General features: G+C 71.8%; 15 protein-coding genes and 1 riboswitch. Of the genes, 2 read left to right on the plus strand and 13 right to left on the minus strand.

Annotated elements, in window-relative coordinates; genetic code table 11:
• Positions 1 to 34: 34 nt before the first annotated feature.
• From ACFC1F_RS01550 to sodN, 8 genes are all read right to left on the minus strand, one after another.
• Complete coding sequence (locus tag ACFC1F_RS01550) at positions 35 to 1,039, minus strand: RNA polymerase sigma factor SigF (protein WP_209411224.1); 1,005 nt, start codon at positions 1,037 to 1,039, stop codon at positions 35 to 37.
• 152 nt (positions 1,040 to 1,191) lie between these two features.
• On the minus strand, positions 1,192 to 1,602 hold the full coding sequence (locus ACFC1F_RS01555) for an anti-sigma regulatory factor (protein ID WP_209411225.1): 411 nt from the start codon (positions 1,600 to 1,602) through the stop codon (positions 1,192 to 1,194).
• Between the two features lie 294 nt (positions 1,603 to 1,896).
• On the minus strand, positions 1,897 to 2,373 hold the full coding sequence (locus ACFC1F_RS01560; protein ID WP_376154892.1) for a GNAT family N-acetyltransferase: 477 nt from the start codon (positions 2,371 to 2,373) through the stop codon (positions 1,897 to 1,899).
• 9 nt (positions 2,374 to 2,382) lie between these two features.
• Entirely contained in the window at positions 2,383 to 2,766 is a 384-nt protein-coding gene (locus ACFC1F_RS01565) for a nuclear transport factor 2 family protein (RefSeq protein WP_376154894.1), read from the minus strand.
• Positions 2,767 to 2,855: 89 nt separating this feature from the next.
• The gene (locus tag ACFC1F_RS01570; protein WP_376154896.1) at positions 2,856 to 3,866 is read right to left on the minus strand and encodes an ABC transporter substrate-binding protein; all 1,011 of its coding nucleotides are present in this window, start codon (positions 3,864 to 3,866) and stop codon (positions 2,856 to 2,858) included.
• A gap of 21 nt (positions 3,867 to 3,887) precedes the next feature.
• Positions 3,888 to 4,655 (minus strand): ABC transporter ATP-binding protein, encoded by a 768-nt coding sequence (locus ACFC1F_RS01575; protein WP_376154897.1) that lies wholly within the window; start codon positions 4,653 to 4,655, stop codon positions 3,888 to 3,890.
• A complete protein-coding gene (locus ACFC1F_RS01580; RefSeq protein ID WP_376154898.1) occupies positions 4,655 to 5,761 on the minus strand; it encodes a FecCD family ABC transporter permease in 1,107 nt (368 codons plus the stop codon). The genes ACFC1F_RS01575 and ACFC1F_RS01580 overlap by 1 nt, the downstream gene beginning before the upstream one ends.
• Before the next feature lie 170 nt (positions 5,762 to 5,931).
• Positions 5,932 to 6,050, minus strand: a riboswitch (cobalamin riboswitch).
• A 133-nt stretch (positions 6,051 to 6,183) separates the two neighbouring features.
• Positions 6,184 to 6,579, minus strand: coding sequence for a superoxide dismutase, Ni (sodN, locus tag ACFC1F_RS01585; protein WP_063347853.1), 396 nt, complete (start codon positions 6,577 to 6,579; stop codon positions 6,184 to 6,186).
• Between the two features lie 185 nt (positions 6,580 to 6,764).
• Between sodN and sodX the strand changes: the two genes are divergently transcribed.
• Positions 6,765 to 7,205, plus strand: coding sequence for a nickel-type superoxide dismutase maturation protease (sodX, locus tag ACFC1F_RS01590; RefSeq protein ID WP_209411231.1), 441 nt, complete (start codon positions 6,765 to 6,767; stop codon positions 7,203 to 7,205).
• Positions 7,206 to 7,224: 19 nt separating this feature from the next.
• Here sodX and ACFC1F_RS01595 read toward each other — a convergent pair whose 3' ends face one another.
• The 5 genes from ACFC1F_RS01595 to ACFC1F_RS01615 form a co-directional block, all read right to left on the minus strand.
• Positions 7,225 to 7,818, minus strand: a complete 594-nt coding sequence (locus tag ACFC1F_RS01595; RefSeq protein ID WP_376154899.1) for a CGNR zinc finger domain-containing protein — start codon at positions 7,816 to 7,818, stop codon at positions 7,225 to 7,227.
• A gap of 112 nt (positions 7,819 to 7,930) precedes the next feature.
• Positions 7,931 to 8,722, minus strand: a complete 792-nt coding sequence (locus ACFC1F_RS01600) for an amino acid ABC transporter ATP-binding protein (RefSeq protein WP_376154901.1) — start codon at positions 8,720 to 8,722, stop codon at positions 7,931 to 7,933.
• Positions 8,719 to 9,669 (minus strand): amino acid ABC transporter permease, encoded by a 951-nt coding sequence (locus tag ACFC1F_RS01605; RefSeq protein ID WP_376154903.1) that lies wholly within the window; start codon positions 9,667 to 9,669, stop codon positions 8,719 to 8,721. Before ACFC1F_RS01605 ends, ACFC1F_RS01600 begins: the two co-directional genes overlap by 4 nt.
• A gap of 58 nt (positions 9,670 to 9,727) precedes the next feature.
• Positions 9,728 to 10,654, minus strand: a complete 927-nt coding sequence (locus ACFC1F_RS01610; protein WP_209411233.1) for an ABC transporter substrate-binding protein — start codon at positions 10,652 to 10,654, stop codon at positions 9,728 to 9,730.
• 489 nt (positions 10,655 to 11,143) lie between these two features.
• On the minus strand, positions 11,144 to 12,076 hold the full coding sequence (locus tag ACFC1F_RS01615; protein ID WP_209411234.1) for an ABC transporter substrate-binding protein: 933 nt from the start codon (positions 12,074 to 12,076) through the stop codon (positions 11,144 to 11,146).
• A gap of 584 nt (positions 12,077 to 12,660) precedes the next feature.
• Between ACFC1F_RS01615 and ACFC1F_RS01620 the strand changes: the two genes are divergently transcribed.
• Positions 12,661 to 13,857: an NADP-dependent malic enzyme gene (locus tag ACFC1F_RS01620; RefSeq protein ID WP_209411235.1), complete on the plus strand. Its 1,197-nt coding sequence runs from the start codon at positions 12,661 to 12,663 to the stop codon at positions 13,855 to 13,857.
• Positions 13,858 to 13,870: the final 13 nt, after the last annotated feature.

Here is a 13,870-nt window from a genome sequence, read left to right on the forward strand (position 1 = left end):
GGGCCGGGGACGGCCGCCCGGGCGGCCGTCGGTCCTACTCCTCCACCAGGAGCTTCTCCCGCAGCTGGGCCAGCGTGCGGGCGAGCAGCCGGGAGACGTGCATCTGTGAGATGCCCACCTCGGCGGCGATCTGGGACTGCGTCATGTTCCGGAAGAACCGCAGCACCAGGATCTTCTGCTCCCGGGGCGGGAGTTGGGCCAGCAGCGGTTTGAGGGACTCGCGGTACTCGACGCCCTCCAGCGCCTCGTCGGTGGCGCCCAGGGTGTCCGCGACGGCCGGCGACTCGTCGTCGCTGTCCGGCACGTCCAGCGACAGCGTGGAGTACGCGTTGGCGGACTCCAGGCCCTCCAGGACGTCCTCCTCGGAGATCCCCAGGTGTTCCGCCAGCTCGTGCACCGTGGGGGAGCGGCCGTGCCGCTGGGAGAGCTCGCTGGTCGCCGTGGTCAGCGACAGCCGCAGCTCCTGGAGCCGGCGCGGGACCCGGACCGCCCAGCCCTTGTCGCGGAAGTGCCGCTTGATCTCGCCGACGATGGTCGGCGTCGCGTAGGTGGAGAACTCGACCCCGCGCTCGTGGTCGAACCGGTCCACCGACTTGATCAGCCCGATGGTGGCGACCTGGGTCAGGTCGTCCAGCGGCTCGCCGCGGTTGCGGAACCGCCGGGCCAGGTGCTCGACCAGCGGGATGTGCATGCGCACCAGCTGGTTGCGCAGCTCGACGCGCTCCGGGGAGCCCTCGGGCAGCGCGGACAGCCGGACGAACAGTGCCCGGGCCGCCTCGCGGTCCGGCGCACCCGATCGGTGCGGGGCCTGGGCCGGCACCGCACCGCGCAGCGCCTCGCCGGCCGCCTGGTCCTCGGGGGACGGCGGGGGCGGGGGCGTCTGCGACGGGTCGGACGTCGGCTCGGTCGGCTGGCTCATCCGGTGGGCGTCCTTCGGGTGCGCTTCGTCGTTGGAGGCGAGGCCGGGAACGCTCGCCTGGGTCGGTACGGCAGGGCCCGCCGTCGCGAGGCCGGTACGGTCCAGATCACTCACGGCCATTCCCCCGTTCCGTTCCGGGAGCACCGGGACCTTGGGGCGGTCCCGGTTCCGTCATGTCGGTCGTACCGCGTGTAGGGCGGTACCGGGAGCCGCCCGCCGGCCCGGGTGGGGTGCCGGGCGGACGGCCCTTGTTCGGTGCTGCTGTGGCGGACCTAATGGGCGGCGGACCCGCCGCGCTTCTTGTGCAGGCTGATCGACACGGTCTTGTCCTCGCCGACGGAGGATTCCACCTCGCCGGCCAGCGCGGAGAGCACCGTCCAGGCGAAGGTGTCCCGCTCCGGGGCCCGGCCGTCCGTGGTCGGGGCGGAGACGATGACCTTCAGCGAGTCGCCCACCAGCCGGAACTCGCAGGAGAGGACCGAGCCGGGCACCGCCTGCTGGAGCAGGATGGCGCACGCCTCGTCCACCGCGATGCGGAGGTCCTCGATCTCGTCCAGCGTGAAGTCCAGCCGGGCCGCCAGCCCCGCCGTCGCTGTTCGCAGCACCGAGAGGTAGGCCCCCGCCGCGGGCAGCCGGACCTCCACGAAGTCCTGCACTCCGGGCTCGCCGTCGATCTGGGACACCCTCACCTCCTGGGTGACGCGCTGTGCTTCCGGGCCGGTGGCCGCGGCACTGTCTGTTGCTTGGCTCAACTGCTTCGCCCCAACTGTCCAGAGGGGTGGTGCGGTACGTACCGGTCATACCCCTCCGAGGGTGGCCGGACGCCGCGCATCCGCACGAGACGTTACCGCTTTTGTCCCCGGTGCGGGAGTCACTCATGGTAGGCCCTCGCGACACAGGGTGTCAGCGGCCTGGCGCCAACGTCCGGAATCGGCGGCCGGATCCACGGCCGGACTCCCGGACGTGCGCCCCGGGGGTCAGCGGGTGCCGACGGCGGTGAGCGCCTCGTCGGTCAGCCGGAAGACGCTCCAGCCGTGCATCGGCACCGCGCCGAGCGACTTGTAGAAGTTGATCGAGGGCTCGTTCCAGTCCAGCACCGACCACTCCACCCGCGAGTAGCCGCGCTCGACGGCGATCCGCGCCAGCTCCAGCAGCAGCGCCTTGCCGTGGCCGCCGCCACGGGCCTCCGGGCGGACGTAGAGGTCCTCCAGGTAGATCCCGTGAGTCCCGCGCCAGGTCGAGAAGTTGAGGAACCAGACCGCGAAGCCGACCGGCTCGCCGGTGGTGTCGTCCTCGGCGATCAGGCCGAACAGCGCCGGGTTGGCGCCGAACAGCGCGTCGCGCAGCTGTTCCTCGGTGGCCACCGCCTCGTCGAGGGCCTTCTCGTACTCCGCGAGCTCGCGGATCATGGCGTGGATGACCGGGACATCGGTGACCAGTGCTGTGCGGATCATGCTACGAGCCTACTTGGACTGCTCGTTCTCGTCCCAGGCCTGGATCGAGGTCTGGTCGACGATGCGGCCGTCCCGCAGGTCGGCCACCGAGCTGACCAGCACCCGGACACCGTCGGGGTACCGGCAGGACTCCAGGAAGGCCACGTGGTCGTCCTGGAGCACCACCTGCTCCAGCCGGTGGGTCATCTCCCGGCCGTAGACGTCGGCCAGCATCGCGCCGATCTCGTCCCGGCCGTGCATCACCAGGGGGTGGCTGGGCTGGGTCTTGCGGTCGACCATGCGCAGTTCGGCGTCGTCCGCGTACAGCGCCAGCAGGGCGTCGGCGTCGGCGCGCTCGATGCCCTCGCGCAGCGCCGCGGTGTCGAAGGCGGACGACGCGGCCATGGTGGTCATCTTTCGCTCCTCCGGTCGGTTCCGTCGGCTCGTACCTCCGAGCCTACGCCCGCCGGGCGCCGCCGCCCGGCGGTGTCCCGTGGCCGTCCTCAGCCGGCCGTGACGCCGCGCAGGTACGCCGCGAGGGCGGTGATCGCGGCCGGGTTGCGCGGGCTCTCCACCAGGTCGACGTAGTCCAGGACGAAGATCCGGTCGTTGCGGACCGCGGAGACGCCCGCGAGCGGCGGGAAGGACTTCAGGAACCTCGCCTTCGCCCCGGCGTCGGGGGCGCCGTAGTTGTTGATCACGATCACCTCGGGGTCGCGCTGCACGACGCTCTCCCAGCCGACGGTCGTCCAGGAGTCGGCGATGTCGCCCATCACGTTGGTCCCGCCGGCCTTGGCGATGATCTCCTCCGGCGCGGCGAACCTCCCCGAGGTGTACGGCTTGTCCTCGCCGCTGTCGTAGAGGAAGACCCGCGGCCGGCGCTCGGGCTGCGGCACGGCCGCGACCTGCGCCCTGAACCCGTCGATCAGCCGGTCGGCCCGGTCGCGGACGTCGAAGATCTCGCCCAGGTTGGCCAGGTCGGTGTAGAGCGCGTCCAGCGGGGACATCACGCCGCGCTCCTGGCCCTTGCCGCTGCGGCAGGACTCGGTGAGCACGTAGGAGCCGATGCCGAGGCCGGCCAGCGCCTGCGGGGTGAAGCCGTCGGCCTCGCTGAAGCCGTAGTGCCAGCCGGCGAAGACCAGGTCGGCCCCGGCCTCCAGCACGATCTCCTTGGTGATCTGCTGCTTGGAGAGCCACTTCGTCTGCTGGTAGCCGTCCTTCCAGGCCACCTGGTCGACCCGGCCCTTGTCGTCGGGCATCACGTAGCCGGCCATCCGGTCGGCGACGCCGAGCGCCAGCAGCAGCTCGGTGATGCCGACGTCGTTGCTCACCGCCCGGGCCGGCTTCTGCCGGTAGGTGACCTTGGTGCCGCAGTTGTCCACGGTCACCGGGTAGTGGGCCTGGCCGGCGGCCGCCGCCCCGGTGGCGGCGTCCCCGGCGGGGGCGATCTCGGCGCCGCAGGCGGTCAGCGCGAGGGTGAGCAGGGCGGCGGGGGCAACGGCCTTGGTACGCACGGGGGATCCTCGGAGGTCGGGTCAGCGGAGTCGGTCGAAGAGCAGCTGGACGGCACCGGTGTCCGGGTGCCGCAGCGGGGTCGCGCGGACGCCGAACACCTCGGCCAGCAGCGCGGGCCGGAGCACCTCGGCGGGTGCCCCGGAGGTGACGATCCGGCCGGCCGCGATGACGTACAGCAGGTCGCAGTGGCCGGCCGCCAGGTTGAGGTCGTGCAGCGCGGTGAGCACCGTCGGCCCGGCCTCCCGGACCAGCGCCAGCACCTCCAGCTGGTGGGCGATGTCCAGGTGGTTGGTGGGCTCGTCCAGCACCAGCAGCCGGGGCTCCTGGACCAGTGCGCGGGCGATCAGCACCCGCTGCTTCTCGCCGCCGGACAGGCTCAGGAAGCCGCGCTGCGCCAGATGCCCGGCGCCCACCCGGTGCAGCGCGGCGGCGCACCGCGCGTCGTCCCCGTCGGCGGGGCGGGCGAAGCCGCCGCGGTGCGGCAGCCGGCCCATGCCGACCACCTCGGCCACCGTGAAGTCGAACTCGGCGGAGTGCTCCTGGGGTAGCGCGGCCACCCGCCGGGCGGCCTCGCGCGGGGCCAGCGCGTACAGGTCCGCGCCGTCCAGTCGGACGGCGCCGGCGGCCGGCCGCAGCGCCCGGTAGACGCAGCGCAGCAGGGTGGACTTGCCGCTGCCGTTCGGCCCGACCAGGCCGACCACCTGCCCGGCGGCGGCGTGCAGCGTGATGTCGCGGACCAGCCGGGTGCCGGCCGGACCGGCCGAGACGTCGTCGAGGTCGAGGTCCATCAGCGGCCTCCGAAGGTGTAGCCGCGACGGCGCATGAGCAGCAGGAAGCAGGGCACCCCGAGCACCGCGGTGACCACCCCGACCGGCAGTTCGGTCGGGGCCAGCAGGGTGCGCGAGACGATGTCCACCCAGACCAGCAGCAGCGCGCCGGCGAGCGGGGCGACCAGCAGCACCCGGCGGTGCCCGGCCCCGACCAGCATCCGGGTCAGGTGGGGCACCATCAGCCCGACGAAGCCGATCGCCCCGCTGGCCGCGACCACGGTGCCGGTGACCGCCGCCGTCACCACGAAGAGCTCGCGGCGCAGCCGGTCGCCGTCGACGCCGAGCGAGGCGGCCGTCTCGTCGCCCATCGCGAGCGCGTCCAACCGCCCGGCGGAGCAGGCCAGGTGGGCCAGGCCGGCCAGCACGGTGACGGCCACGATGGGCACCGATCCCCAGGTGGCCCCGCCGAGGCTGCCGAGCAGCCACATCATCGCGCTGCGGGCCGCCTCGCCGCGGGCGGCGGCGAACACCATCAGGGCCGTCACCGCCGAGAAGCCGTAGGACATCGCGGTGCCGGTGAGCACCAGCCGCAGCGGGGTGAGGCCGAAGGCCGTCCGGGCGGCGGCGTACACCAGCACCATGGCCAGCAGCGCCCCGCCGAACGCGGAGACCGAGATCGCCCAGACCCCGAGCGAGGCGAAGGCACCGAGGAGGAGCACCGCGTTGGCGCCGACCGCCGCGCCGGAGGAGATGCCGAGGACGAACGGGTCGGCCAGCGCGTTGCGGACCATCGCCTGTACGGCGACCCCGGTGGCCGCGAGCCCGGCGCCGACCACGGCGGCCAGCACGGTGCGCGGGAGCCGGATCTCCCAGACGATCGCGTAGGCGGCGGCCTCGTCGGCGTCCAGCCGGCCACCCGTCAGCCCGGCGCCGAGCAGGCGCAGCACCTGTGACCAGGCGAGCCCGGAGGAGCCCAGGGCGACCCCGCAGAGCAGCGAGAGCAGCAGTGCCACGGTCAGGGCGGTGGCGGTGGCGGTGACGGGTATTCGGCGGACGGCGGGGGCCGGGGGCGTTCCGTCGGGGGGCGCTGCGGGGGCCGGTGCGGGGGTCGCGGCGGTGCTCACGCGCCCGCCCCGGTCCGCCCGGCAGGGGCGTCCGCCCTCGTGCACCGCTCGGTCGTTCGCTCGCTCACGGGGGCGTGCCTTCGCCTCGGGCCGCGGGCGTCGCGGGGCGGCGCGCCGGGGCCGCAGGGGATGCCGGAGCGCCATCCCCTCGCAGTCCGCGGCGAGTTGTCGGGAGGTCAGCGTCCCGGGGCGATCGGGCTCGCGGGCACGGGGCTCCGCTTACCGTTGCGGGTCAGCGCCGGATTCGCACCGGCTTCCCCCGCGGGACGCCCTGGCAGCATAACAGGCAGTTAGGCGAGGCAACCCTTACCCGCCTGGGTCCGGGCCGGGCCCAGGTCGGTCAGGGGCGGGGCGGGCCGGGAAACGCGACCGCCCCCGTCCGGCGGTGCGGACGGGGGCGGGCGGCGGAGGCTGACCGGGGATCAGGCCTGCTTGGTCTCCCAGAAGATCTTGTCGACCTCGGCGATGAGGTCGAGCAGGGCCTGGCCGGTGGCCGGGTCCGTCGACGCCTTGGCGGCCGAGGCGGCCTTCAGGGTGTCGTTGATCAGCTGGTGCAGCTGCGGGTACTTCTCGAAGTGCGGGGCCTTGAAGTAGTCGCTCCACAGCACGGAGATGTGGTGCTTGACCGCCTCGGCGCGCTGCTCCTTGATGATCAGGGCACGGGTGCGGAACGCCGGGTCCTCGTTGGCCTGGTACTTCTCCTGGGTGCCCTTCACCGACTCGGCCTCGATCCGGGCCTGAGCGGGGTCGTACACGCCGCAGGGCAGGTCGCAGTGGGCGTGGGCGGTGGCGCGCGGTGCAAACAGACGAGAGAACATGGGAGTCCTTCCTTAGATCGTCTTCCCGCGGCTGAGATTACCCTTCCGGCCTCGGGGTTTCGCGATCGGGCGGTGGGCCTAGGGCAAAAGGCGGAGCCGGAAACGGGCCAATCCGGACATCGGCGGGTGACGGTCCGTACGGCAGACTGGGACCGGGCGGGCCGGGAGGAGGAGTCGTGGCGCGGATGGCGGAACCGGAGGGCGGCACCCCGGGGGGTGGCGCACCGTTCGGGCTGATCGACGTGGCGGGGCCCTCGATGGTGCCGACCCTGCGCGAGGGCGACCAGCTGCTGGTCCGTTACGGCGCCCGGATCCGGCCCGGCGCGGTGGTGGTCTTCCGCCACCCCTTCCAGCAGAACCTGCTGGTGGTGAAGCGGGCCGCCGAGCGGCGCCCGCAGGGCTGGTGGCTGCTCTCCGACAACCGGCCGGTCGACAGTGACAGCCGCAGCTACGGCGCCGTCCCGGACGAGCTGGTGCTCGGCCGGGTGCTGCTGCGGCTGCGCCCGCGCCCGGCCTGGCTGGCCCCGGGCCCACGGCTGGAGCGGCTGCTGCTCGCCGCCCCGCTGGCCCGGGTGCCGGGGTTGGCGCGCCGGCTCGGCGTCTGGGCCGATCCGGACGCCCTCTAGCTTCGGGGCCGGCCCGCGGCTAGCCCTGTCCGGCGAGCGTCGCCGCGTCCTGAGCCTCCTGCCGCTTGCGGGCCCGGTACGCGGCGACGTTGGCGCGGGTGGCGCAGCGGTCGGAGCAGTACCGCCGCGAGCGGTTGGTGGAGGTGTCCAGGTAGGCGTTGCGGCAGGGCGCGGCCTGGCAGATGCCGAGCCGGTCGGCGCCCAGCTCGGTCAGGTGGACCGCCAGTCCCATGCAGGCGACGGCGCTGAAGTGCGCGGTGGCGGTCGGCGAGTTCTCGGCGAGGTGCAGGTGCCAGCGCGGCCGCCCGGCGTCGTCCAGGTAGTCGTGCCCGGAGACCAGCGGGCTGACCGGGTACTCCATCAGCAGGCTGTTCAGCAGGTCGACGCCGCGGACCTCGTCGCCCTCGGCGGCGGCCTCGAACACCCCGCGCAGCCGGGTGCGGACGGCCCGCAGCCGGGGCAGGTCCGACTCGTCGGCGAGCCCGGCGGCCCGTGACGAGTCCGCGAACAGTGCGCGCACCGCGTCCACCGAGGTCAGCGAATCGGTGCCGCGCTCGGGCTCCTCGGTGTTCACCAGCCGGACGGCCAGATCGGCGTACGAGGCGAGCTCCACGGTGGTCCTTCCAGAGTCGGTAACGGGCTGAATGCTTCCAGCCTATTACCCGGATGGGGAAAACGTCGGCGCCCGGCAGGACGGGCCTGCCGGGCGCCGACTGGAGGTGCGCTCAGAGCACCTTGGACAGGAAAGCGCGGGTGCGCTCGTGCTGCGGGTCGGTGAGGACGTCGCGCGGGCTGCCGGACTCGACCACCACACCGCCGTCCATGAACACCAGGGCGTCGCCGACCTCGCGGGCGAAGCCCATCTCGTGGGTGACCACGATCATCGTCATGCCCTCCTCGGCGAGGCCGCGCATGACGTCCAGCACCTCGCCGACCAGCTCCGGGTCGAGCGCCGAGGTGGGCTCGTCGAAGAGCATCAGCTTGGGCTTCATGGCCAGCGCGCGGGCGATCGCGACGCGCTGCTGCTGGCCGCCGGAGAGCTGGGACGGGTAGCTCTTCGCCTTCTCGGCGAGGCCCACGCGCTCCAGCAGGGCCATGCCGCGCTCCCGCGCGTCCGCCTTGCTCTCGCCCTTGACCTGCACCGGAGCCTCGGTGATGTTCTCTATGGCGGTCATGTGCGGGAACAGGTTGAAGCGCTGGAAGACCATGCCGATGTCGCGGCGCTTGAGGGCGACCTCGCGGTCCTTGAGCTCGTAGAGCTTGTCGCCCTTGCGCCGGTAGCCGACCAGCTCGCCGTCGACGGACAGCAGCCCGCCGTTGATCTTCTCCAGGTGGTTGATGCACCTCAGGAAGGTCGACTTGCCGGAGCCGGACGGCCCGACGAGGACGAACACCTCGTTCTGCTTGACCTCAAGGTCGATGCCCTTGAGCACCTCGACGAGGCCGTACGACTTGCGAACGCCCTCGGCCTGCACCATCGGGTGCCCGGGGACCGGGGGCTTGCTCAGGTCGGTCATTGGTGGCTACCTCCCTCGATCCCCGGGACCACGTCGTTCTTGGCCTTCGGGACGGGCTTGCCCGCGAACAGCCGGCGCAGTCGCTCGATCGGCGTCGGCGGCAGCGTCCGGGTGGTACCTCGAGCGTAGTGCCGCTCGACGTAGTACTGGCCGATGGTCAGCACGGAGGTCAGGAAGAGGTACCAGAGGCTGACGGTGATCAGCAGCGGGATGGTCTGGAAGGTGCGGGAGTAGATGTTCTGCCCGGCCCGGAAGAGCTCCTCCAGGGCGATGACGCTGACCAGGGAGGTGGTCTTGAGCATCGAGATGGTCTCGTTGCCGGTCGGCGGGATGATCACCCGCATGGCCTGCGGCAGGATGATCCGGCGCATGGTCGCGAAGCGGCTCATGCCGAGCGCGTGAGAGGCCTCGGACTGCCCCTCGTCCACCGACTGGATGCCGCCGCGGACGATCTCCGCCATGTAGGCGGCCTCGTTGAGGCCGAGGCCGAGCAGGGCCGCCGTGAAGACGGGGATCAGCTTGTTGGTCGACTCGGACCAGAACTCCGGCCCGAACGGGATGCCGATCGACAGCGTCGGCCAGAGCGCGCCCAGGAAGTTCCAGAAGACCAGCTGGACCAGCACGGGGGTGCCGCGGAAGATCCAGATGTAGAACCAGGCGGTGCCGGACAGCAGCGGGTTCGGCGACAGCCGCATCACCGCGAGGATGATGCCGCCGACCACACCCATCACCATCGAGAGCGCGGTGAGCTCCAGGGTGACGCCGAGGCCGTGCAGGATGCTGGAGTCGAAGAGGTAGGTGTTGACGACATCCCACTGGAACGCGGGATTGAAGATCAGGGCGTGGAGCAGCATCGCCGCGAGGACCGCGACGACGACGGCTCCCGCCCACCGGCCGGGGTGGCGGACCGGGACGGCCTTGAAGGACTCAGGCCGTCCCGGGCTCACCTTCCCCTGATCGGAAGTGTTCACAGTGGCCTCAGGGGGGTGGGGAACTGGTGAGGGGTCAGCTGGTGGCGCCGTTGACGACCGACTTGTCGATCGCCCCGGCCTGGACGCCCCACTTGTCCAGGATCGCCTTGTAGGTCCCGTCGTTCATCAGCGACTGGACGGCGCCCTGGACGGCCGGGGTGAGCGCGGCGCCCTTGGCCAGCACGATGCCGTAGGGGGCCTTGCCCTCGACCGAGCCGAGCTGCTGCAGCTGGCCGTTGGTCTGCTTGATCGCGTAGTCGATGACCGGGGAGTCGGCCAGCATGACCTGGTCGCGGCCGGAGACCACGGCCTGGGTCACGTCGGTCTGCAGGTCGAACTTGTCGCCGTCGTTCGGCACCGGGGGCTTGCCGGCCGCGACGCAGGCCGGGTTGATGACGTCCTTGATGGAGTCGGCCTGGGTGGTGCCGGTCTGGACGGCGACCTTCTTGCCGCACAGGTTGTTGATGTCGATGTTGTCCGGGTTGCCCTTCTTGACCGCCGCGCTGGTGCCCGCCAGGAAGTAGGTCACCATGTCGACGGTGGCCTCGCGCTCCTTGGTGTCGGTGAAGGAGCTCATGCCCAGCTGGAACTTGTTGGCCGCGATGCCCGGAATGATCGCGGTGAACGGCGAGTTCTGGACGTCGACGGCCAGGCCCAGCTTCTGGCCGATGGCGTTGGCCAGGTCCACGTCCATGCCGATGATCTTGCCCGAGGCGTCCTGGAACTCGTTGGGCGCGTACGAGGCGTCGGCGGCGACGACCAGCTTGCCGGCGGACTTGGCGTCGGCCGGCACCAGCGCGGCGAGCGACGGGTCGGCGCTGACCGCGGGCACGGTGCCGGTCGCGGAGCCGGAGGCGCCGGAGGAGGACTTGCTGCTGCCGCAGGCGGTCAGGACGAGGGAGACGGACGCGACTACCGCGCCGGCCGCGAGGAGGCGGGTGCGCTGGGTACGGGCGGTCATGAGGGGGATCTCCTCCTGAGGGAGAGGTCGGGCGGAGCGCGCCGCGGGGGAGCGGCACACCGGGACAGCAGGCCGTACGGCGCTGTACGGGTGGTATTTCGCTGTACGTCGTCGTACGGGCAGAGCCGGTCGTGCATGGCCTGGGCAGGGGGCGCGCAGGGTGGTGCCAGGGACTGCTTCCGCCACCCTCCGCCGAGGTGGACGTCGATCGAACCGCCTCGACCAGTGGCCGGCTCGATCCGAGATGGGGGGAATCCTGCCATCTGATGACGGTCGGGTGGCCCTCATTCAGATCAAAATCGGATAACGAGGGGTCACACTGTCCGCTATTCGGACGAATACCGTGCCCCTGTCACCCTGCGTATAAGTATGCAGATCTCCCCGCGCTCCGCCCGGAGGCCCGCCCGAGGAGCCGGGGGGATTGGTCCGCCCGCGCGGGCCGGGGCCGGATCCCGCCCGGATCCGCCCGGCCCGCCCGGTTCGCGGGGCTCAGATCCCGCCGTTCACCACGGCGTTCTGGGCCGCGCCCGCACTGACGTTCCACTTGGCGAGGATCTTGTCGTACTCGCCGCTGCGGATCAGCTCGTCCACCGCCTTGGAGAGCGCGTCCCGCAGGTCGGTGTCGCTCTTGCGCAGCGCGATCCCGTACGGGTTGGACTTGGACTGCGCGCCGGTGACCTCGAAGCGGTTGCCGCCGTCGGTCGTCTTCGCCGCGTAGGCCGCCACGGGGAAGTCGTTGAGACCGGCCACCGCCGCGCCGGAGGCGACCTCGGCCAGCGCCTTGGCGTCGCTGTCGAACTTGTGCACGGTGAGCGGCTTGTTCAACCGGGAGCAGGCCGTGACCTGGCGGGCGACGATCTCGTCCTGGGTGGTGCCCTGCTGCACCGCGACGGTCCGGCCGCAGAGGTCGTCCAGGGTGTGGATGCCCTTGGGGTTGCCCTTCGGGACGGTGATCGAGGAGCCGGCGATGAAGTAGTCCACGAAGTCGACGCCCGGGTCGGTCTGCTTGCCCCCGTCGTCGACGCCCTCGCGGCGCGCCCGGATGTCGCTCAGCGCGGACATCGCCACGTCGAACTGCTTGGCGTGCAGGTCCGGTATCAGCTTGTCGAACGGGGTGTCGACGATCTCGATCCGCAGGCCGAGGATCTTGCCGAGGCCGTTGGCGATGTCCGGGTCGAGACCGTCCGGCTTGCCGTCGGCACCGCGGAAGTCCACCGGCGCGTAGTTGAGGTCCGAGCCGACCCGGAGCACGCCGGCGGAGCGCTGGGCCTTCGGGACCTTGGCGCGGACCATCTGCACCGGGTCCTTCGAGGCCTGCTCGTCTGCGCCGCCGCTGCCGCAGCCGGTCAGCAGCAGGGCTGCGGCGGTTGCCAGGGTGAGGGCGGCGGTGGCCGTTCGTCGCGGGTGGGCACGGTGGTGCATGAGGTGCTCCTGTGGGAGGGACGTGGTGTCGCCGCAGCATCGCGGAGGTGTACGCGAGATGGCGGAACAAGGGATCCTCCCATCCCGCCCTGCCAGGCCCGGCGGCGGGTGTGTCAGAATCTGGTACCGGGTGACCCCCGACGATCGAACCCAGACCGCCGAGTCGAGACAGGCTCGGGGTGCACAGGAACGGAAGTCCACGACGCGGACTCCGTATCCGGGGCACCGGCTCCCCTCCGTGTCTGCGTTCACTCCTGCGGGTGCGTGTGCGCGCACGACTGCCGCCACCGGGGCCAGGTGCTTCCGACGCCAGGTGCCGTCAAGGTGCAACACAGTCAATGAAAAAAAGCGCATGACGTTGGACGAAAAGGCATAGGTGCGATGCCGTCGTCCGACCTACGCTCAGCCCGGAAGCACAGCGCAGACAACTGGAAAGAAAATCCCTCATCCCGAGGGCGCGGGCCCGACGGCAGCGCCCCGACCCCGCTCTCCCCGGGTCCGCTTCGGCGTACCCGGTTTCGAGTTTCCGCCGGGTCGTCCGCCCGTCGGCCTCGTCCTCGCTGATCAATGACGAAGAGGTCATCGTGGCAGCGGAGATCATCCACAGCAGCACTCAGGAAACCGACGATCCGGTCGACGCCGTTTTCGCACTCCACCGCGGCGGCAAGATGGAGATCCGGGCGACCGTCCCGGTGCGCGACGCGGACGACCTGTCCCTCGCCTACACCCCCGGTGTCGCCAAGGTCTGCACGGCCATCGCCGAGCAGCCCGAGCTGGTGAACGACTACACCTGGAAGTCCAACACGGTGGCCGTCGTCACCGACGGTACCGCCGTGCTGGGCCTCGGGGACATCGGCCCGGAGGCCTCGCTGCCCGTCATGGAGGGCAAGGCCATCCTGTTCAAGCAGTTCGGCGGGGTCGACGCCGTCCCGATCGCGCTCGCCTGCACCGAGGTGGACGAGATCGTCGAGACCGTCGTCCGCCTGGCGCCCTCCTTCGGCGGCGTCAACCTGGAGGACATCTCCGCCCCGCGCTGCTTCGAGATCGAGCGCCGGCTCCAGGACGCCCTGGACATCCCGATCTTCCACGACGACCAGCACGGCACCGCGATCGTCACCACCGCGGCGCTCTGGAACGCCGCCAAGGTGACCGGCCGCGAGATCGGCGCGCTGCGCGCCGTCATCTCGGGCGCCGGCGCGGCCGGCATCGCCATCGCCAAGATGCTGGTGGCCGCCGGCATCGGCGACGTCGCCGTCTGCGACCGCCGCGGCGTGGTCCACGAGGGCCGCGAGGACCTCACGGACGTCAAGGCCGAGATCGCCGCGCAGACCAACCGGACCGGCGTCAAGGGCTCGCTGGCCGACGCACTGGCCGGCGCCGACGTCTTCATCGGCGTCTCCGGCGGCACCGTGCCGGAGGACGTCGTGGCGACCATGGCCGAGGGCGCGTTCATCTTCGCGATGGCCAACCCGAACCCGGAGATCCACCCCGAGGTCGCGCACAAGTACGCGGCGGTCGTCGCCACCGGGCGCAGCGACTTCCCGAACCAGATCAACAACGTGCTGGCCTTCCCCGGCATCTTCGCCGGCGCCCTGCAGGTCCGGGCCACCCGGATCACCGAGGGCATGAAGCTCGCCGCCGCCAAGGCGCTGGCCGGCGTGGTCGCCGACGAGCTGACGCCGCAGAAGGTGATCCCCTCCCCGTTCGACGAGCGGGTCGCCCCGGCGGTCACCAAGGCCGTCGCCGAGGCCGCCCGCGCCGAGGGCGTCGCCCGCCGCTGAGCACCCGTACGGC

The sequence above is a fragment of the Kitasatospora sp. NPDC056181 genome (assembly GCF_042266225.1).
Lineage (GTDB): Bacteria > Actinomycetota > Actinomycetes > Streptomycetales > Streptomycetaceae > Kitasatospora.